Source organism: Massilia scottii (genome assembly GCF_030846495.1).
GTDB classification, from domain to species: domain Bacteria; phylum Pseudomonadota; class Gammaproteobacteria; order Burkholderiales; family Burkholderiaceae_D; genus Telluria_A; species Telluria_A violaceinigra.
Genome location: NZ_JAVCWM010000001.1, coordinates 40,233 through 59,644, shown reverse-complemented (window position 1 = coordinate 59,644; position 19,412 = coordinate 40,233). Strand labels below are relative to the sequence as shown.

Below are 19,412 nucleotides of genomic sequence, written 5' to 3'. Positions count from 1 at the left end.
GCTGTCTGAGCCGGCTTAATGCCAATGCTGATATGAATCCATGCGCCGTATGTCCGGACTACCAGGTCACGCCTTCATACAAACGAAACAGGTTGTCCCGGGTATTTTCAATCCAGTTTGTTTCCCACTGCCTTGGATGCGTCAGAAAACAGATTCTGGCGTACTGTCCGAGTGCATCGAATGGAGAAAGCGGGCGGTAATATTGCGGAAACGGGCGGTCGGAAATGTACATGTCGATGTTGTCGAGCAGCGAGCGGTCGTACGTCTCGCATTCGATCCCGCAGCGCTCGCGCAATGCGCGGTCCTTGAGAATCTCGGTGTTGCTCAACTCCAGGCGGCGGTTGGCAAAGTCACCGTGGCTGGCCACGGTGGTCAGCTTGCGCCCGAAACGATCCTCGATCGAACCAACATTGCGGGCGAAATCGTCGCGAATGTCTCCGAGCCGCGCCTGGATGACGGCGGGATCCTTGATGTGGTGCTTCTTGGCGAAGGTAGCCAGTTCTTCATAATGATAACTGGCCTCGCTGCCATATTCCTCGATCTCGTTCATCAGCGCGAAGTCGAGCGTGGAAAGCCGAAAATAATAGCTGGCCTTGATACCATATTTTTTCTCGATCTCGAATAGTTTTCTAGCAGTCCTGAGATCGGTATCGATGTCGTGGCGGTGAATAACGACTTTCTGCTGGCGACGCGGGCCTTGTTCGCGCAAAGCATGCACATACTGGCGCACCGACGTTTGCACATACCCCGCATTGCCCGCCGCGCGAATAAAATCCTCGTACAACGGAAGGCGCGTGGGCATGAGGTAGTCGGCGTACAGCCTGTTCATCACCGTGTTCATTGGAGGGGGGCGCGGTGCGCGGTAAGAGTGGTCGCCGGAATGGGCCCGCCCGGCACTGCGGTCACGTCGCCCAATCTGCCGAGACTGGCTCTTATTATCGTGATGTGGGTTATCGCGGCTTTGACAATGATCACGCCGGCCCGGCCGCGTGCCAATGGAGCTGGCGCCATTCGAGGAAACTTGCAGCGCTCTATGTTGTTGCGTCACATTCGCTTAGTATACGGAGCCGTCCGGCAACTGGCACGTTGCACACAGCGCACATTCACCCGCCCCATCAGCATTTCAGAGGTAGTCACTTGAATCAACCGCAGCAAGGATTTCTTCTGACCCGACACTGGCGCGATACCGCCGCCGGCACGGAAGTGGACTTCTGGCTGGCGACGGACCAGGGCCCGCGCCAGATCCGCCTGGCGGCGCAGCCGTCGGTGGCATTCATTCCCGAGCAGTGGCGCACCCAGGTCGCCGCACTGCTGCAAGGTGAACGCGGTTGCGAACTGCGTGAGCTCGATCTGGTCGACTTCCAGCGGCGCCCCGTATTCGGTCTGTATTGCCAGCATTACCGCCAGTTGCTCAAGCAGGCAAAGCGCCTGCGCGACTACGGCATCGATGTGTACGAAGCCGACATCCGCCCGCCCGAGCGCTACCTGATGGAGCGCTTCATCACGGCGCCGGTCTGGTTCCACGACGATCCGGACGGCGGCCAGGCGGGCGTGGCGCTGGGCAGCCATCTGAAGCCAGCGCCGGCCTACCGCCCGCGCCTCAAGCTGGTCTCGCTCGACATCGAGACCACCTCGCGCGGCGAGCTGTATTCGATCGCGCTCGAAGGCTGCGGCCAGCGCCAGGTGTACATGCTGGGGCCGCCGAACGGCAGCGACAAGGTGCACGATTTCACGCTCGACTTCGCCCTCGACTACTGCGACAGCCACGCGCACATGCTCGAATGCCTCAATGCCTGGCTCGCAACGCACGACCCGGACGCCATCATCGGCTGGAACGTGGTGCAGTTCGACCTGCGCGTGCTGCAAAAGCACGCCGAGCGCTGCCAGGTGCCCTTGCGCCTGGGGCGCGACGGCAGCCCGATGGAGTGGCGCGAACACGGCACGCAGCAGCATTTCTTCGCCGGCGCGGCCGGGCGCCTGATCATCGACGGCATCGACGCGCTCAAATCGGCGACCTGGCGCTTTTCCTCCTTCAGCCTGGAAAACGTGTCGCGCACCCTGCTCGGCGTTGGCAAGGCGATCGACAATCCCTACCAGCGCATGGCCGAAATCGAACGCCGCTTCAATGAGGACAAGCCGGCGCTGGCGCACTACAACCTCAAGGACTGCGAACTGGTCACGCGCATTTTCGAGAAGACCGAGCTGCTGCCCTTCCTGCTCGAACGGGCCAGCGTCACCGGGCTGGCGGTGGACCGCAGCGGCGGCTCGGTGGCCGCCTTCGAGCACCTGTACCTGCCGCGCATGCACCGCCAGGGCTACGTGGCGCCGAACCTGGGCGATGTCGCCGGCGAAAACAGCCCGGGCGGCTACGTCATGGATTCGCGTTCGGGCCTGTACGACTCGGTGCTGGTGCTCGACTACAAAAGCCTGTATCCCTCGATTATCCGCACCTTCCTGATTGATCCGGTCGGCCTGATCGAAGGCCTGCGCGACGACAGCGGCGCCACCGTGCCGGGCTTTTGGGGTGCGCGCTTCGCGCGCGAAAAGCACTGCCTGCCGGCCATCGTCAGCCAGATCGCGCAGGGGCGCGAAGCGGCCAAGCGCGAGCGCAACCAGCCACTGTCGCAGGCGCTCAAGATCATCATGAACGCGTTCTACGGCGTGCTCGGGTCCGATGGCTGCCGCTTCTTCGACCCGCGCCTGGCCTCCTCGATCACCCTGCGCGGACAGGAGATCATGCACCGCACGCGCGAGCTGATCGAGGAACGCGGCTTCCAGGTGATCTACGGCGACACCGATTCGACCTTCGTCTGGCTCAAGCACGCGCACGACGACGCGCAGGCGGGCGAGATCGGCCGCGCGCTCGTCGCCCATGTCAATGCGTGGTGGACCCGGCATCTGCAGCAGGAATTCGGCCTCGACAGCGCGCTCGAACTCCAGTACGAAACGCATTACCGGCGCTTCCTGATGCCGACCATCCGCAATTCGGAAGAAGGCAGCAAGAAGCGCTATGCGGGGCTGGTCGGCAAGGACGACGGCGGCGAGGAGATGGTATTCAAGGGCCTGGAGACGGTGCGCAGCGACTGGACGCCGCTGGCGCAGCAATTCCAGCAAGCCCTGTACCTGCGCATCTTCAGGCGCGAAAGCTACCGCGATTACGTGCGCGAGTACGTCAACAGCACCTTGCGCGGCGACTTCGACGACCTGCTGGTGTACCGCAAGCGCATCCGCCGCCCGCTCGATCAATACCAGGGCAATACGCCGCCCCCGGTGCGGGCGGCGCGCCTTGCGGACGACTTCAACCGCCTTCACGGCCGTCCGCTGCAGTACCAGAAAGGCGGCTGGATCCAGTACGTGATGACGCTGGCCGGCCCCGAACCGCTGGAAACGCTGCGCTCGCGCATCGATTACGACCATTACGTCACGCGCCAGCTGCAGCCGATCGCGGACGCCATCCTGCCCTTCCTGGGCGACGATTTCTCCAGCCTGACGAGTTTGCAACAGACCCTGTTCTGATGCCGGCCTAAAAATCTATGCAATGCACATTAAATTTGCCATATTTACGTTGCTCAGCAATAATAGTAATAGGAATCATTATCATTCGTAGTACTAGCTAAGCAACGTAAAAACAAAAGGATGCAATATGGCAATGCAAAAGACCCGGCTGGCCGTCATCATCGCGCTCGCGCTCCCTCAACTGTCCAGCCCTGCGCTCGCGCAGACAGCGACGCCGCAGACCGCGCTCAAGGAAATCACCGTCACCGCCACGCGCGACCAGGACACCAGCTACAACCCGGCCAGCGCAACGAGCGCCACCAAGATCGACGCACCGCTGCGCGATATTCCGCAAACCGTCAACGTGGTGCCGCTTTCCGTGCTGCGCGACCAGGGCGCGCGCTCGCTGCAGGATGTGCTCAAGGCGGTGCCGGGCATTGGCCTGTCGCACGGCGACGGCCAGCGCGACCAGGTGACCATCCGCGGCTTTACCGCCATCGCCGACCAGTTCGTCGACGGCATGCGCGACGATGCGCTGTACTTCCGCGACCTGTCCAACACGGAGCAGGTCGAGATCATCAAGGGGCCGGCATCGGTGCTGTACGGGCGCGGCTCGTCCGGCGGTTTGATCAACCGCATCAGCAAAAAGCCCGGCATCAACAAGAACGAGGTAAGCCTGCAGGCCGGCAGCTGGAACCAGCGCCGCGCCGAAATCGACATCGCCCGCGCTGACAGCGCCAGCCCGGTGGCGGTACGCGTGACCGGCGCCATCGAACGTGCCGACAGCTACCGCGACCAGCAGTTTCTCGACCGCGAAGCGTTTGCGCCATCGGTCTCGCTCAAGCTCGGCGACGCCACCAGGCTGCTGCTGCAAGCCGAATACCTGAGCGACAAGCGGGTGACCGATTTCGGCGTGCCGGCGTATCGCGGCAGGGCGGTCGACGTTCCCGCCGGCACCTACTACGGCGCGGCCAACGCGAAAAACAACGATTACTCCGAAGCGGAAGTGAAGGCCTTCGGCTTTACGCTGGATCACCGTTTCAACGATGCCTGGTCGCTGCGCAATGCCTTCCGCCACTATAACTACACGCTCGACCGCAACAATACGCTGGCTGGCGCGGTCGATGAAAAGGCGCTGACGGCGTCGCTGAACCGCAGCAATGTGATGCGCGATGAAACCGGCTACTTCAACCAGACCGAGCTGAAACAAATCGCCAACCTGGCCGGCATGCGCCACCAGTTGCTGTACGGTATAGAGATCGGCAAGCAGGAGAAGGACCAGCTGTTCCGCTCGCAGAACAATATCGCCAAGGTCAACCTGTTCAATCCGGTCGCGCCAGTGCTGCCGTTTACCGTGAGCGCCGCGCCGTCGACCGACAACCTGGGCGTGTTGACGGTGGCCAGCGCTTATGTGCAGGATATGGCGACCTTGTCGGCGCAGTGGAAGGCGCTGGCCGGGGTGCGCTTCGACCGTTTTGAACAGGAAACCCGCGAACGCCGCGCCGGCCAGTCGAACCTCGCCCGCGTCGACCGCGCCTGGAGCCCGCGCGCCGGCCTCGTTTATCAGCCGGGCGAGACGCAATCGTACTTCGCGTCCTTCAGCAAGTCGTTCCAGCCGTCGGGCGAATCGTTTGCGCTGGCCGCGAACAACGCCCAGATCGCGCCCGAGGAAACCACCAACAAGGAAATCGGCGCCAAGTTCGACCTGTTCGATGGCAATGCCACCGCCGCGGTGTCGCTGTTCCGTCTGGAGCGCACCAACATCAAGGCGACCGACCCTACCACCAACCGCCTCATTCCGATCGGTACCCAGCGCAGCGATGGCATCGAGCTGACCTTCGCCGGCAAGCTTGGCGATGGCTGGCAGCTGTGGTCGGGCTACGCGTATCTGGATGCGCGGGCGGTGTCGTCGGTCGCCATCGATTCCGGTCAACCGGTGCAGGGCAAGCGCCCTACCCTCACGCCCGTGCACAGCGCCAACGTGTGGCTGACCAAGTCGCTCGGCAACGGCTTCGGCGTGGGCGCCGGCAGCAATGCCGTCGGCAAGCGCTTTGCCAATCCGGGCAATACCGTGGCGCTGCCGGGCTACGCGACAATCGATGCGATGGCGTACTACCGCCAGGGCAAGGTCGACATCCAGCTCAATGCGATGAACCTGGCTGACCGCCAGTACATCGTTGCCGGGCATGGCAGCAACGGCAATCTGAACCTGCCTGGCGCGCCGCGCTCGGTCCAGCTGACGGCGCGCTATGCGTTCTGAGAAATGAGGCAATCCAGGGCAATCGGGACGATTGCCTTCCTCGCGCATCCGCGCAGCGCCATCCGGTGCCAGGGTGAACAGTGCAAGCGCCTGCTCGGCGCTGGCCGGATGGCCACCGCCCTGCATCTCGCCGCAGGCATGACGCCCCTCATGCGGCAGAACCAAATACGATAGCCGAGGTCTTACTCTGGTGGGCGATAGTGGTCGCGCGCGGCCATCTTTCGCCAACGCGTCGCCGGGATGGCCGGCGGAAACCGAGTTGCCGCCGGCATCAATCGCATGATATGGCGGTCGACCATTGCGCGCGCAGGTGCCGTGTGCGTGCGACCGACTGGCATCAGCGTGCGGAAAACCGCTAACTCATTTGGGAACACGATGGACATGACCGGCGAACCGCGTGATCATGGCAACATGGAAGCTCGCATAACAAGACTGGAAGCCGATTTTGCCGCGATGAAAATCGACATAGCGGTGATCAGGGCTACGGGTGCGACCAAGTCGGATATTGCCGAAGTGCGTGCCGAGGTCGCCGAAGTACGGTCGGAAATACGCAGCACTGTGGCCGAAGCGAAGTCGGTCATCATCATGTGGGTTGCAGGCCTTGTTTTCCTGGCTCAGCTGGTACCCGCGGCAGTGCGCCTGATCGAGAGGTACATCTGACCCGCACCGTTGGCGTTCAGGATCCGCCTCTGAGCAAGTTTTTACACATTTCTGCATTGACGGCAAATTTAACGATGGCGCGCGAGACCTCGTAGAAAATTGACGCGACGGTTGGCGTCTTCCGCAGAGCGCGCGAAACGAATCCAGTCGAACAAATTCCTTCTTTGCGCACCAGGCAAGCAACTTCCCGTACAACCACCATGAACCGCGTCACAGGCTGCTTTTACCGGCCGGCTACCGACTTTGCGTGTGGCGGCATGCATGTTGGCACCGGTCCGACAGAACGAAGCTCAACAGACGAGGTCTTACTGTAAAGAGCAGAAGTGGCCCCGTGCCACCGGGCGAAATCCTGTCAATCATGAGGAAACACAATGGACACGAACGGCGACCTGCATGATTATGGCGACATGGAAGCCCGCGTAGCCAAGCTGGAAGCTGACATCACCGCCATCAAGATCGATGTAGCGGTGATCAAGGCCAATGGCGCGACGAAATCAGATATTGCTGAACTGCGTTCCGAGTTTCGGTCCGAGATTGCCGGGGTGCGTTCCGAGTTTCGGTCCGAGATTGCCGAGGTACGGTCCGAAATCGCGGTAGTGCGGTCCGACATTGCCGGTGTGCGTTTGGAGATACGCAGCACCGTGGCGGACGCGAAGTCGGCAATTATCCTCTGGATTTCAGGCGTCGTTTTCCTGGCTCAGTTAGTGCCGGCAGCGGTACGCCTCATCGAGAAGTACATCTGATGCGCTCATCCTTGGTGATCGAAAACCCAACGCGGGCTTTACCACGTTCATCAGCACGCCGTGAACCCGATCGGACTGGACGAAACCAATACGTGATGGTGCCGGAACAGCAGAACTAATTCCAATGGACGAGGTCTTACTGTGATGAGCAGTACCTGCCCCGTACGAGTCTCCTTTATCAACGCATCGTCGACCCGGCAGGGATGTGCCGAGTATCGACCGGACTCGTTCGCATTGCACGGCGGCTGATCATCCAACCTGCGGGGAGCGTGTCCTTGCAAGGTACTGCCCTCCCCGGACAATAGAACGTTTACATGGTCAAGGAACACTATGGACATGAGCGGTGAACTGCACGATCATGGGGGCATGGAAGCCAGCATAACAAAACTGGAAGCCAATGTTGCCGCCATCAAAATTGATGTCGCGGCAATGAAGATCGATATTGGCGTGATCAAGGCAATTGGCGCGACCAAATCGGACATTGCAGAAGTTCATACAAAAATCGCCGAGGCGAAGTCGGCGATCATCATCTGGGTCGCGGGCCTCGTTTTCCTGGCCCAGCTGGTACCCACCATGGTTCGCATCATCGAACAATCCATCTGACCGCGTGCCCTGCCGTTTGTCGCCAACAACCCGCTCCGTGCGGGTTGTTTACTATTCACACCAGCAGCGCAATAAAATTACCAGGACATAGCAAAAAAATATTCCTCAAGGTCGCAATGCTGGCGTATATTCATCGATATTCGTTTTACGACGGATATCGCCCCGACGCCCATTATCGAAAGGAATTCCGCATGCGCCCTGCCCTGCCTGCCTGCCTCGCCGTTCTGATCCTGCTGGGAGGCGAGGCCAGTGCCCGCCCCCATTCGCTCGGCATCGCCGTACCCACGGGCGAGTCGACCATTGCCTACGACATGAACGGCGCCGGCCAGGTGGCCGCCGTGCTGGAAGATGGCGACGGCAACACGCGCGGCGTGCTGTTCGAGAAAGGCAAAATCACCGACCTGGGCTCGCGCGGCGGCATGCACAGCGATGCGCGCGGCATCAACGACCATGGCCAGATCATCGGATCGGCGCGCAACAAGGATGGCACCTGGAACGCTTTCCTTTTCCATCGCAGCAGCGGCATGCGCGTGATGGGCACCCTTGGCGGCCCCAGCAGCTACGGCATGGGCATCAACCAGGAAGGCATCAGCGTCGGCTTTGCCGACATTCCCAACGGCGACTGGCACGCCTTCATCAACGACGGCGGCGAGCAGCTGCAAGATCTCGGCACCTTGGGCGGCAACATCAGCTACGCCAGCGGCATCAACAAGCACCGGCATGTGGTCGGCACGGCCGCCAACGCAGACGGCTATCGCCACGCCTTCCTGTACACCGCCGAGCGCGGCATGGTCGACCTGGGCACGCTGGGCGGGCGCCAAAGCTCGGCCATGGCGATCAATGACAATGGCGTCGTGGTCGGCGCCTCGGAAACGAAGGACCGCCGCTGGCGCGCCTTTATGCACGACGGCAAGCGCATGGTCGACCTGGGTGCGCTGATCGGCAACTACAACAGCTTTGCCACCGATATCAACAACGCCGGCCACGTGGTCGGCACCGTCATGGTCGGTTCGGAGCGCATGTCCTTCGTGTGGCGCGACAAGAAGATGACAGTGCACCGCGGCGGCCAGGGCCTGCACCTGACCAACGCCATCAACGACCGCGAACTCGTCATCGGCGCCACCTACGATCACGGCATGACCGCCGCGACCATGGCCTCGAACGCCGCAGCCGTGATTACCCGCGGCGGCAGCGAGCTGCTGACCCTGATCGCCGGGGTGCTGACCCTGGCGGGCCTGGCCGTGCTGTATCACGTGCGCAACCGCGGCATCGAGATCACCGGCTCAGGCAGCTGAGGCGGGCCGCCGGTTGGGGAAAGCCGCAGGCGCGCGGACGATTCCTGCGTGGTATGCTGGCCGCTCCGCGGCATACCGGCCGCGTCAACGAAAAAGGAAGCTATGCGGTTCAATTCTCGATGGGCGCTGCGCGCGGCGGTGCTGGCCAGCTTGTCCGGCGGCGTGGCGCAGGCGCAGGACGTGCTCCGGATCGGGCACGTGGCTGCCACCTCCGGCGCCATCGCCCACCTCGGCAAGGACAATGAAAACGGCGCGCGCATGGCGGTCGAGGAGTTGAATGCCAAGGGCGTGCTGATCGGCGGCAAGCGCTACCGCGTGGAGATGCTGGCAGAGGACGACGCCGGCGATCCCAAACAAGGCACTACCGTGGCCCAAAAGCTGGTCGACGCCAAGGTGCGCGGCGTGATCGGCCACGAAACCTCGGGCACCACGATCCCGGCCTCGAAAATCTACTTCGACGCGGGCATCCCGCAAATTTCGCCTTCGGCCAGCAATCCCAAGTACACGCGCCAGGGTTTCAATACAGCGTTTCGCAACGTCGCCAACGACGAACAGCTGGGCGCCGCGCTCGCCAAGTACGCGGTACAAACCGGCAAGGCCAGGCAGATTGCCGTCATCGACGACCGCACCGCCTACGGCAAAGGCCTGGCTGACGAATTCATCAAGAACGTCAAGCGCGCCGGCCAGGGCGCGCGCGTGGTCTCGCAACAATACACCACCGACAAGGCCACCGATTTCGGCGCGATCCTGACCGCCATCAAAGCCACCAAGCCGGACCTGGTTTTCTTCGGCGGCATGGATGCCGTGGCCGGACCCATGCTGCGCCAGATGAAGCAGCTGGGCATGCCGCTGCGCTTCATGGGCGGCGACGGCATGTGTTCCGATTCGCTGGCCAAGCTCGCCGGCGAGGGCATGGCCGATGGCCAGGTCATCTGCGCGGAAGCCGGCGGGGTGGATGCGCAGCAGCAAAAAGGCATGGATGATTTCCGCGCGGCCTACCGGCGCCGCTACGGTATCGACGTGATGACGTATGCGCCGTATGCCTACGATGCCATGCATGCGATGGTGGCCGCCATGCAGCAGGCCGGCTCGACCGATCCGGCGGCGTACCTGCCGGCGCTGGCCAGGGTGCGCCACAAGGGCGTGACCGGCGTGACCGCCTTCGACGCCCGGGGCGATGTGAAAGATGGCCGCCTGACGCTGTTCACCTTCAAGAGCGGCAAGCGCCAGCGCCTCAGCGTCATCCAGTAAGCGGCGTGGCCGGCAGGGGGGTCAGAGGTCGCGGTCGTCGGTGAGATGCTGCAACCTCAGCAGATAGGGAGGAACCGACTGCACATGGCCGGCCTCGCCCCTGTCCGCATGCCCTTCCCTTGCCCTGGCACCGCCTGGCAACGCCCGGTTGACTCCCATGCCAGTCGAAAAGGTCGGCGCGTCGCCGCGCATGCCGAGCATGATCCGATCGACGGCGGCCTGCACGTTGCCGGTGCCGGCCCTGGAAGCGATCAAGGCGTTGTACATGCCCGAACCAAGCTGGGCACGCGCGGCAACGTCGGCCGCCTACTGGCCTGCCAATACGCCACTCGAATGCGGACTGCCGCGATACGCTTTTGCCCTGGCGTGTACTGTTCACAATGAAGTTCAATTGCCGGCATGCGGTCGGGGTCATGCTGACGCAATAGATCCATCAACGCAGCGATTCGCACCGGGTCGTGGGCGGCGACCAGTCGTTCCAGACCGGTCTTGATGACCACCATGCCGGCCTCATCGGTATCGGGCGGCGCACTCCCCATGGTCCGCGATAGCACGCACACAGGGTTGCACAACCGCGCTGCCCGCGCCATGCGCCGCGGCGCTCTAGTACTGCCGTGGCGACCCACCGAAAGCAGCCGCCCGCGCTCCCATGACGTCGGCCTCGCTCTCCAGGCCCGCATCATCGTTGACCGGCACGCCTGCCTTCATCTGCATCGTCGGCCTGACCCGCCCCTGCGCCTGCTGCACGACATGCCAGGCTTCGTGCGGCAAATGCCGCTCCTGGCCCGGCGCCAGGTGGATATCGCTGCCCTGCGCAAACGCATGCGCATTCAATTGCGCCGGCTGCGCCGAATTGTAGTGCACCTTGACGTGCTCCATGCTCATCCCCGACAGGCTTTCCATGCCAGCCTTGAGTTGATCGGGCAGTCCGGCATCGTTCGCCCCGGCCTGACGCTGCACCGGTGCTTTATCCGCCATGCGGGCCAGCGCCTGCATCTGCCGTACGCGCGCACTTTCTTGTATCAGGCTGCCGATGGCCTTGCATTGGCGCGCCTGTAACCGTTTGTCGGCGAGCGTTTGTAATTGCATTTGCGCGCCCGCTTGCGCCCGTCCATCGACGAACCGGGCGACACATCCGCCGGCCACGCCTTGCGCCGGCCCGGGGGCGCGCGCCTGGCGCTCTCGCTGTGGTTCGGGACCGGCTTGTGCCGCCTGGTAAAGCGCATCAGCACTCATCGTTCACCTCGCATGAACAGAACAGAAAAATGGCGCGCAGCCCGCCGCTACAGCCGCGCTTGCCTGCCGGCCGCACGCTCACGGTGCAGTTTTCGCCGGCGAAACCGATCACGAAATGATCCTCACAATCGCATAAATTACCACGTTGATGTGGCGATTGCGACATCGCAAAAATAAAAAAAACCACACAGTGTCTTATGATAAAGTCTTCCGAAATTACAACAACAGGGAGATCAGAAATGCGCCTGCCGGTCATCTTTCCCAAGCGTTCCGAACGGAGAGCATGCTGATGATTGAGGCCGCCATCGATCACCTCGCGCAGCACCTGAATCAGTTTTTGCGGCGCAGCCACAAGCTCGCCGACGACATCGTGGTGGTGTCGAATATCATCGGCCAGGACGGGGCCATCGCCCCGCACATCGCCAACAAGGTGGTGATCTGCCTGACCAATATCGAGAAAGACACGCTGCCCCAGCAGGCATTCGCGCCCAGCCCCGGCGCCGGCCGCACGCCGGTCTTCAGCCGGCCGCTGTTCCTCAATCTGTACGTAGTGGTCGCCGCCAATTTCAGCGACAAGAATTATCCCGAGGCACTGCGCTTCATTTCCAGCGCCATCGCCTTTTTCCAGCGCACGCCGGTGTTCGACCATCAGGTCACGCCCGATCTCGACGAGCGCATCGAACGGCTCCTGCTCGATATCGAAAACCTCAAGACGCATGAGCTGAGCAATCTCTGGACCATGCTCAGCGGGCGCTATCTGCCCTCCGTCATATACAAGGTGCGCATGATTACCGTGGGCGGCGACGACATCACGCACCAGGTCGGCACCGTGGCCGAACCGATCACCAACGCAAGCCACTGAGCCATGCACGGCGCATATTCCCTTCTCCTGGAATTGCGTGCCGAGCACGCGTATTTCCCCGATGGGGCCAGCGCCAATTTCCGCTTCGTGCCGACGCCGCAGTGCGCCGCCCTGCTCGATCGCTTCGGCATCCTCACCCGTCCGTCCGCCCGCGGCCTGGCGCTGGCCGGCCAGGCCGCGGCGCGCGCCGATCTGCAAGGCGGCCGCGAAGCGGGCGCGGAACTCGAATTTGGCGTGCTCTCGGCCGATCCCCACTTTTCCCTGTTCACCGGGCTCGATGCGCCCGCACCCGACGCCTGCCTGTTTTTCCACAGTGCCCGGGCCCAGGCCGAAGGCGTGGGCCGCTGGCGCCTGCATCCCGATGAACTGGCCGGGCCGGCGGCCTGGCGCCGTCCGCGCGTGCCGGACAAGGCCGCGGGTCTGGCCGGGCAAGGCGCCAGGCCCGCGTTTTTCATGGTGCTGGCCCTGGCCGATGTGGCGGGGGCGCTGGCGCAGGCTGCCGCGCCAGTCTGGCTGGTCCGCTTCGGGGCCCGCGCCAGCGTCTGGAAGTACCATTTTTTGAGCGACCTGGATGCACCTAATCCGGTCATCGTCGACCTCGACGACAAACTGCGCTTCGCGGCGCGCGGGCGCACGCCCCTGCCCGGCAACCGGTCGGCACTGACCTTTGCCAGCGAACAGGCGATCGCTATGCGCAAGACCCCGCAACAACGCCTGCAGCTGCGCGACCAGGGCGAGCTGGGCCAAAGAATTCTCATCAAGCGACTGCCGAACGCGAGCGTGGCAGCCATCGGGCGGGAAATTACAGAAGGAAGTGCCGTACCAGTATTAGTGTCGGAAATCTACATCCCCTGATTACCCACCAGAAAGGACGCAAGATGGCGCAATATAAAACTCCCGGGGTCTACATCGTTGAGCAGAACGCATTCCCCAACTCGGTGGTCGAGGTCGCGACCGCGGTGCCGGCCTTTATCGGCCACACGCAAATTGCCGATTACAAGGGCTCGTCCCTGAACAACAAGGCCATGCGGATCAGCTCGATGGCCGAGTTCGAGGTCCACTTCGGCGGCCCGCCATTGCCGGTGTTCGCCTTCGCCAACATCGAGCGCCCCGACGACGCCGATTTCTCGGCCGCCGCGCCGCTGCCCGAGGGCGCCGCCGGCGCCGGCGGCGAAAATGCCGACTTGCGCGCTGCGGCGGAGAAGGCCAGATTAACCGCCGAGGATGCCAAAAAGGCGCTCGACAGCGCCGCCGAAGCCGACAAGGCCGACATGCAAAGCGCTTATGACGCCGCCGAGGCCGCCGCCACGAAGGCCGACGCCGACGCCAAGGCCAGCGCTGCCGACAGCGGCGCCGCCGGCGATCCCGCGGCCGCCGCCAAGGCTGCCACCGACAAGGCAGCGGCGCTGCGCAAGGCCGCGGATGTCGCCAAGGCGGATCTCGACAAAGCCGCCGACGCGGACAAGGCAGCCAAAAAAACCGCTTACGACACGGCCGATACGGCTGCAAAGGCGGCCGAGACAGATGCCACGGCAGCCGGCACGGCCATGGCAGCTGCCAATGTGGAGAACCTCAAGCGGGAAAAGGCGCGCCAGAGCGCGCCCTACAAGCTGACCAAGACCGCGGGCAAGCACCTGCTGTATCACAGCATGAAGCTGTTCTTCCAGAACGGCGGCGGCGCCTGCTACATCGTCTCGGTGGGCAATTACGACAAGCAGCCCGACACCGAAGGCCTCACGGGCGGCATCGATATCCTGCTCAAGGAACAGGAACCGACCATGCTGGTCATTCCGGAAGCCGTTCTCCTCGCCAGGGATGACTGCTACGCGCTGCAAATACAAATGCTGCAGCACTGCGGCTACAAGATGAAGAGCCGCTTTGCGATTCTCGATGTGTACGACGGCGACAAGGAATTGAACGACGGCCCCGTCAACGCGTTCCGCGAAGGGGTCGGCACCAGCTTCCTCGCTTTCGGCGCCGCTTACTATCCGTGGGTGAACACGACCATCGTGGCCGCCAAGGAGCTCGATTTCACCTGCTTCGATGCGGACAACCGCAGCAAGCTCAAGGACCTGCTCAGCAACGACCTGGCCAGCGTGCTGTATGCCGACACCAGCAAGAGTCCGGCGGCCCGCATCAAGGCCGGCCAGGTGCGCGATATCCTCAACAACCTGGAGAAGGACTGGAAGCTGGTCGAGGACCGTGCCGATCGCCTGCACCGAATCGCCACGCTGCACAGCACCCTGGCGGCCATCAGCCCGCTGTACACGCGCATCCTGCTGGCCGTGCAGCGCAACCTCAACCTGCTGCCGCCGAGCGCCGCCATGGCCGGCATGTACACCATGGTCGACAATACGCGCGGGGTCTGGAAGGCCCCGGCCAACGTCAGCCTGGCGGCAGTGACCTCGCCGTCGGTCAACATCACCCATGACGACCAGGAAGACCTGAACGTCAGCACCACCGGCAAATCGATCAATGCGATCCGCACCTTCATCGGCGAAGGCACCCTGGTGTGGGGCGCGCGCACCCTCGACGGCAACAGCCTCGACTGGCGCTACATCAACGTGCGGCGCACCATGATCATGCTGGAAGAATCGCTGCGCCTGGCCAGCAAGGCCTATGTGTTCGAGCCGAACGTGGCCAACACCTGGGTCACCATCAAGAGCATGGCGCGCAACTTCCTGACCGGCATCTGGAAGCGCGGCGGCCTGGCCGGCGCCAGCCCGGACGACGCCTTCAGCGTCTCGGTCGGCCTGAACGAAACCATGACCGCCGAAGATATTCTCGAAGGCATCCTGCGCGTCACCATCCTGGTGGCGGTCAGCCGGCCGGCCGAGTTCATCGAGATCACCTTCCAGCAACAGATGCAAAAATCCTGACGCAACAACGGGCAGTTCTTCCCTGATGTGACTTACGAAAGAGGTTCGCGATGGCAGATGATGGCTCAAAACAATCGACAGCGGTATGGCCGCTCCCCAAGTTCTATTTCCAGGTGAAATGGGATTCCCAGGTCATGTCGTTCCAGGAAGTCAGCGGGCTCGATATCCAGTCCGAGGAAATCAAGTACCGCCACGGCGACAGTCCCGAATTTTCGGTGATCAAGATGCCCGGCCTGAAAAAGGTCGGCAACGTGACCATGAAAAAAGGGGTGTTCAAGTCGGACAACAAATTCTGGGAGTGGTTCAACCAGATCAAGATGAACACCGTCAAGCGCGTACCGGTGACCATCAGCCTGCTCGACGAAACCGGGGCCCCGACCATGGTCTGGACCCTGGCCAACGCCTGGCCGACCAAGATCACCGGCACCGATCTCAAGGCCGAGGGCAACGAGGCATCGATCGAGACGATCGAGATCGTGCACGAAGGCTTGACCATCGCTAACGGCTAAGCGGACCACGCATGTTCAACCCGCTATCGCTGCTGACGTCGGACGGCTACCAGCCGTCCGCCTTCTACTTCAAGGTCATGTTCGGGGCCACCCTGGGCCTGGCCGACACTTCCTTCAAGGAAGTGTCGGGCATTTCCGCGGAACTGGAGACGGAAACCGTGGTCGAAGGCGGCGAGAACCGTTACGTGCATACCCTGCCGACCCACTACAAGTCGCGCAGCCTGCAGCTCAAGCGCGGCATCGCCCCGATGAGCTCGCCCCTGGTGCTGTGGTGCCGCTCGGTGTTCGAGGGCGACTTCGTGCTCCCCATCGTGGCCCAGCCGCTCGTGGTGTGCCTGATGAATGCCCAGGGCTTGCCGATCCGCTCCTGGAGTTTCGCCAACGCCTATCCGACCAAATGGGAAGTCGAGGGCTTCGGCTCGGAAAAGAATGAAGTCGCCATCGAAAACATTACCCTCAGCTATAACTATTCCAACCGACTGACCTGACCATGCCCATCGAAATCAACCAGTTGAACATCAAGTCGAACGTGGTACAGGGCGCGCCCGGCGCCGCTGCCGCGCGCGCCCAGGAAGCGCCGCCCGTCAAGAAAGACACCTGCGTTCCCGGCGGGCCGCAGCTCGGCGCGGACGACAAGACCGTGGCCCAGCGCACCCGCCTGCTGCGCGACGCCATCAACCAGATGCAGGAGCGCTAGATGGGCGGCATCAGCCTCGGCTCGAAAAACCTGCTCAAGATTTCGACCTGCGATGCGGACGGCACCGACATCGCCGGACCATCCTTCGAAGTGCAGATCAATCCGGCCAGCTACCAGCATCGCCTGAGCGTGCAGTACAACCAGTGCCCCACCCTGGGCCAGCCGGGCGCCACGCCCAAGTTCAGCGCGGTCAACCCGGAAAAGCTGACCTTGCCGCAACTGATCCTCGACGGCACCGGCGTGGTGTCGCTGATCGACGCCAGCTCGCTGATGAGCACTGGCGGCCTGAGCGCCAGTGTCACCGACATGCTCGCCGCCCTGCGCGCCCTGGTCTACGACTACCAGGGCGACATCCACGAGCCGAACGTGCTGCGCTTCGTCTGGGGCGACATGAATTTCATCGGGGTGGTCGAGTCGATGGATATCGACTACACCCTGTTCAAGCCCAGCGGACAACCGCTGCGCGCCAAGGTCACGCTGGGCGTGCTGGCCATGGCCAGCCCCAAGAAAATCGAACAAAGCGCGACCAGGAGTTCGCCCGACCTGTCGCACCTGGTGGCCGTGCGCGCCGGCGACACCCTGCCCCTGCTATGCGAGCGCATCTATGCCGATCCCGGCTATTACATGGAGGTTGCCCGTGTCAACGGCCTGGTCGGCTTTCGCGCCCTGACGCCCGGCATGGTGCTGCGCTTTCCTCCGATTAACTGAACCACAAGGCCGCGCCGATGTGTCCCCCGCCCGATTCCGTGTCCGACGCCGCCGCCCCTGGCGGCCCGCCCTCGCCCACCGCTGCCAGCAAGGGCGTGTTCAAGCTGGTCGTCAAGAGCGACGGCACGGTGCTGCCCGACAGCATGCGCGTCATCGCCGTGGAAGTGTCGCGCAGCGTCAACAAGCTGGCGCAGGCGCGCATCTACGTGGCCGACGGCGACATGGCGGCCAAGACCTTCGCCGTCAGCGATGCCGCGCAGCTGGTGCCGGGCGCGCGCATCAGCATCGAAGCCGGCTATGGCGCCAAGACGTGGCCGATCTTTTCCGGCGTCGTCATCAAGCACGGCGTGCGCATCGACGCCGGCAACCGGGTGCGCGTGTGCATCGAATGCCGCCATCCGGCCTTCGCACTGACCTTAAGCCGCAACAACAAGAACCATGTCGACAGCACCGACAGCGCCGCCATCACGGCGCTGCTGGGCGGCTGTTCCGGCATCAGCGCCGAGGTTGCCGACACCACCAGCGAATATCACGGGCTGGTGCAGTACTACAGCAGCGACTGGGACTTCCTGCTGGCGCGCGCCGAGGCGAACGGTTTGCTGGTCATCACCGGCGACGAGACCGTCACGGTCAAGCCGCCCGACACCAGCGCCACGGCCGTGCTGAGCCTGACCTATGGCACCGACATCATGCGCTTCGAGGCGGAGATCGATGCCCGCACCCAGTACGCCCAGGTGACCGGGGTGAGCTGGGACCCCGCCACCCAGGCGATCGCCACCCAGAGCGCCGGGCCCGCGGACCTGTCGCTGCAGGGCAACCTGGACGCGGCCACCCTGGGCAAGGTGGGCGGCATCGCCTCGCTGCGCCTGCAAACCCCGGTGCCGCTGGAGACGGCGGCGCTCACGGCCTGGACCAAGGCGCGCCAGGTCAAGGCCGCGCTGGCGCGGGTGCGCGGCAGCATGGCCTTCCAGGGCAGCCCACTGGCCTTGCCCGGCACCCTGATCGAGCTCAAGGGCGTGGGCACGCGCTTCAGCGGCAAGGTGTTCGTCAGTTCGGTCGAGCATCACATCGCCGACGGCAACTGGATCACCGACGTCGATTTCGGCCTCGACCCCGACTGGGGCGGCGCCCGCCATGGCGGGGCCGGCGAAGCCGCGTCCGGCCTGATGCCCGGCGTGACCGGCCTGCACATCGGCAAGGTCGCCAAGCTCGATGCCGATCCGGGCGGCGAAAACCGCATCCAGGTCACCTTGCCGGTGCTGCAGGACGATGCCGGCGGGGTCTGGGCGCGCCTGGCCAGCGCCTACGGCTCGGACAAGGTGGGCGCCTTCTTCATTCCCGAGATCGGCGACGAGGTGATCGTCGCCTATCTCAACAACGACCCGTCCAACCCGGTCGTCATCGCCAGCCTGTACAGCAGCATGCGTACCCCGCCCTACGCGCTCAGCGCCGAGAACTATACCAAGGCGATCGTCACCAAGGGCTTGCTGAAGGTCGAGTTCGACGACGAGAAAAAGGTCATCAGCCTGCTCACGCCCGCCGGCAACAAGGTGGTCATGAGCGACGACGCCAAATCCATCGTCGCCACCGACCAGAACGGCAACACGATTTCGCTCAGCGAGAAAGGCATCCTGCTCGACAGCGCCTCCGACATCGTGCTCACCGCCAAGGCCAAGATCACGGTCACGGCCGGCAGCGACATGGCGCTCAAGGCCGGCAAGGATATGACGCAGGACGCCCAGAACATCACCATCAAGGCCGGCATGGCGATGGTGGCGAAAGGGGCGAGCAGCGCCGAATTCTCGGCCAGCGGCCAGACCACCATCAAGGGAGCGACCGTGAACATCAACTGACCGCGCCGGACGACCGTTTTGCCGCCCCCGACCACCGCTCCCGAAAGGATGCCGCCATGCCGCCCGCCGCCCGCCAGACCGATATGCACGTGTGCCCGATGCAGACGCCGGCCGTCCCGTCCCCGATTCCGCACGTGGGCGGCCCGGTGATCGGCCCCGGCGTACCCACGGTCCTGATCGGCAAACTGGTGGCCGCCGTGATGGGGGACAAATGCACCTGCGTCGGCCCGCCGGATCAGATCGCCCAAGGCTCCACCACGGTCTTCATCGGCGGCAAGGCGGCCGCGCGCGTGGGCGACCCGTGCCAGCATGGCGGCACCATCGTGCTCGGTTGCCCCACTGTCATGATCGGCGGGTGAGG

20 protein-coding genes are annotated in these 19,412 nt (G+C 63.5%); 16 read left to right on the top strand and 4 right to left on the bottom strand.

What is annotated here, in order from left to right:
- Positions 1 to 58: 58 nt before the first annotated feature.
- Positions 59 to 829: a polysaccharide deacetylase family protein gene (locus tag RBA41_RS00225; RefSeq protein ID WP_306619831.1), complete on the bottom strand. Its 771-nt coding sequence runs from the start codon at positions 827 to 829 to the stop codon at positions 59 to 61.
- 308 nt (positions 830 to 1,137) lie between these two features.
- On the opposite strand from RBA41_RS00225, the gene RBA41_RS00220 reads away from it, so the two are divergent.
- The 7 genes from RBA41_RS00220 to RBA41_RS00190 all read left to right on the top strand — a co-directional run bounded on the left by RBA41_RS00220 (position 1,138) and on the right by RBA41_RS00190 (position 10,307).
- Entirely contained in the window at positions 1,138 to 3,516 is a 2,379-nt protein-coding gene (locus RBA41_RS00220) for a DNA polymerase II (RefSeq protein WP_306619829.1), read from the top strand.
- A gap of 127 nt (positions 3,517 to 3,643) precedes the next feature.
- Positions 3,644 to 5,755: a TonB-dependent receptor gene (locus RBA41_RS00215; protein WP_306619827.1), complete on the top strand. Its 2,112-nt coding sequence runs from the start codon at positions 3,644 to 3,646 to the stop codon at positions 5,753 to 5,755.
- A 375-nt stretch (positions 5,756 to 6,130) separates the two neighbouring features.
- Positions 6,131 to 6,415 carry a hypothetical protein gene (locus RBA41_RS00210; protein WP_306619825.1) on the top strand — a complete coding sequence of 95 codons (285 nt, stop codon included), beginning with the start codon at positions 6,131 to 6,133 and terminating at the stop codon, positions 6,413 to 6,415.
- 371 nt (positions 6,416 to 6,786) lie between these two features.
- Positions 6,787 to 7,158 carry a CCDC90 family protein gene (locus RBA41_RS00205; protein WP_306619823.1) on the top strand — a complete coding sequence of 124 codons (372 nt, stop codon included), beginning with the start codon at positions 6,787 to 6,789 and terminating at the stop codon, positions 7,156 to 7,158.
- 336 nt (positions 7,159 to 7,494) lie between these two features.
- Complete coding sequence (locus tag RBA41_RS00200; protein ID WP_306619821.1) at positions 7,495 to 7,761, top strand: hypothetical protein; 267 nt, start codon at positions 7,495 to 7,497, stop codon at positions 7,759 to 7,761.
- A gap of 191 nt (positions 7,762 to 7,952) precedes the next feature.
- A complete protein-coding gene (locus RBA41_RS00195) occupies positions 7,953 to 9,056 on the top strand; it encodes an HAF repeat-containing protein (protein WP_306619819.1) in 1,104 nt (367 codons plus the stop codon).
- A gap of 102 nt (positions 9,057 to 9,158) precedes the next feature.
- Positions 9,159 to 10,307 (top strand): branched-chain amino acid ABC transporter substrate-binding protein, encoded by a 1,149-nt coding sequence (locus tag RBA41_RS00190; RefSeq protein WP_306619817.1) that lies wholly within the window; start codon positions 9,159 to 9,161, stop codon positions 10,305 to 10,307.
- A gap of 21 nt (positions 10,308 to 10,328) precedes the next feature.
- Here the strand turns inward: RBA41_RS00190 and RBA41_RS00185 are convergent, their stop codons facing one another.
- From RBA41_RS00185 to RBA41_RS00175, 3 genes are all read right to left on the bottom strand, one after another.
- On the bottom strand, positions 10,329 to 10,574 hold the full coding sequence (locus RBA41_RS00185; RefSeq protein ID WP_306619815.1) for a hypothetical protein: 246 nt from the start codon (positions 10,572 to 10,574) through the stop codon (positions 10,329 to 10,331).
- Positions 10,575 to 10,910: 336 nt separating this feature from the next.
- Positions 10,911 to 11,543: an eCIS core domain-containing protein gene (locus RBA41_RS00180; RefSeq protein ID WP_306619813.1), complete on the bottom strand. Its 633-nt coding sequence runs from the start codon at positions 11,541 to 11,543 to the stop codon at positions 10,911 to 10,913.
- Positions 11,533 to 11,808 (bottom strand): hypothetical protein, encoded by a 276-nt coding sequence (locus RBA41_RS00175; RefSeq protein ID WP_306619811.1) that lies wholly within the window; start codon positions 11,806 to 11,808, stop codon positions 11,533 to 11,535. The genes RBA41_RS00180 and RBA41_RS00175 overlap by 11 nt, the downstream gene beginning before the upstream one ends.
- A gap of 18 nt (positions 11,809 to 11,826) precedes the next feature.
- On the opposite strand from RBA41_RS00175, the gene RBA41_RS00170 reads away from it, so the two are divergent.
- From RBA41_RS00170 to RBA41_RS00130, 9 genes are read left to right on the top strand one after another with little or no spacing between them, the layout of a single operon-like run.
- Complete coding sequence (locus RBA41_RS00170; protein WP_306619809.1) at positions 11,827 to 12,405, top strand: contractile injection system cap protein; 579 nt, start codon at positions 11,827 to 11,829, stop codon at positions 12,403 to 12,405.
- Positions 12,406 to 12,408: 3 nt separating this feature from the next.
- Positions 12,409 to 13,260: a contractile injection system cap adaptor gene (locus RBA41_RS00165; RefSeq protein WP_306619807.1), complete on the top strand. Its 852-nt coding sequence runs from the start codon at positions 12,409 to 12,411 to the stop codon at positions 13,258 to 13,260.
- 23 nt (positions 13,261 to 13,283) lie between these two features.
- Entirely contained in the window at positions 13,284 to 15,284 is a 2,001-nt protein-coding gene (locus RBA41_RS00160; RefSeq protein WP_306619805.1) for a contractile injection system sheath protein, read from the top strand.
- 50 nt (positions 15,285 to 15,334) lie between these two features.
- Positions 15,335 to 15,793, top strand: coding sequence for a phage tail protein (locus tag RBA41_RS00155; protein ID WP_306619803.1), 459 nt, complete (start codon positions 15,335 to 15,337; stop codon positions 15,791 to 15,793).
- Between the two features lie 11 nt (positions 15,794 to 15,804).
- Positions 15,805 to 16,281 carry a phage tail protein gene (locus tag RBA41_RS00150; protein WP_306619801.1) on the top strand — a complete coding sequence of 159 codons (477 nt, stop codon included), beginning with the start codon at positions 15,805 to 15,807 and terminating at the stop codon, positions 16,279 to 16,281.
- Positions 16,282 to 16,283: 2 nt separating this feature from the next.
- Positions 16,284 to 16,490, top strand: coding sequence for a DUF5908 family protein (locus RBA41_RS00145; RefSeq protein WP_306619799.1), 207 nt, complete (start codon positions 16,284 to 16,286; stop codon positions 16,488 to 16,490).
- On the top strand, positions 16,491 to 17,198 hold the full coding sequence (locus tag RBA41_RS00140) for a CIS tube protein (protein WP_306619797.1): 708 nt from the start codon (positions 16,491 to 16,493) through the stop codon (positions 17,196 to 17,198).
- Between the two features lie 17 nt (positions 17,199 to 17,215).
- A complete protein-coding gene (gene vgrG, locus RBA41_RS00135; RefSeq protein WP_306619795.1) occupies positions 17,216 to 19,051 on the top strand; it encodes a type VI secretion system tip protein VgrG in 1,836 nt (611 codons plus the stop codon).
- 56 nt (positions 19,052 to 19,107) lie between these two features.
- The gene (locus RBA41_RS00130) at positions 19,108 to 19,410 is read left to right on the top strand and encodes a PAAR domain-containing contractile injection system baseplate protein (protein WP_099878580.1); all 303 of its coding nucleotides are present in this window, start codon (positions 19,108 to 19,110) and stop codon (positions 19,408 to 19,410) included.
- Positions 19,411 to 19,412: the final 2 nt, after the last annotated feature.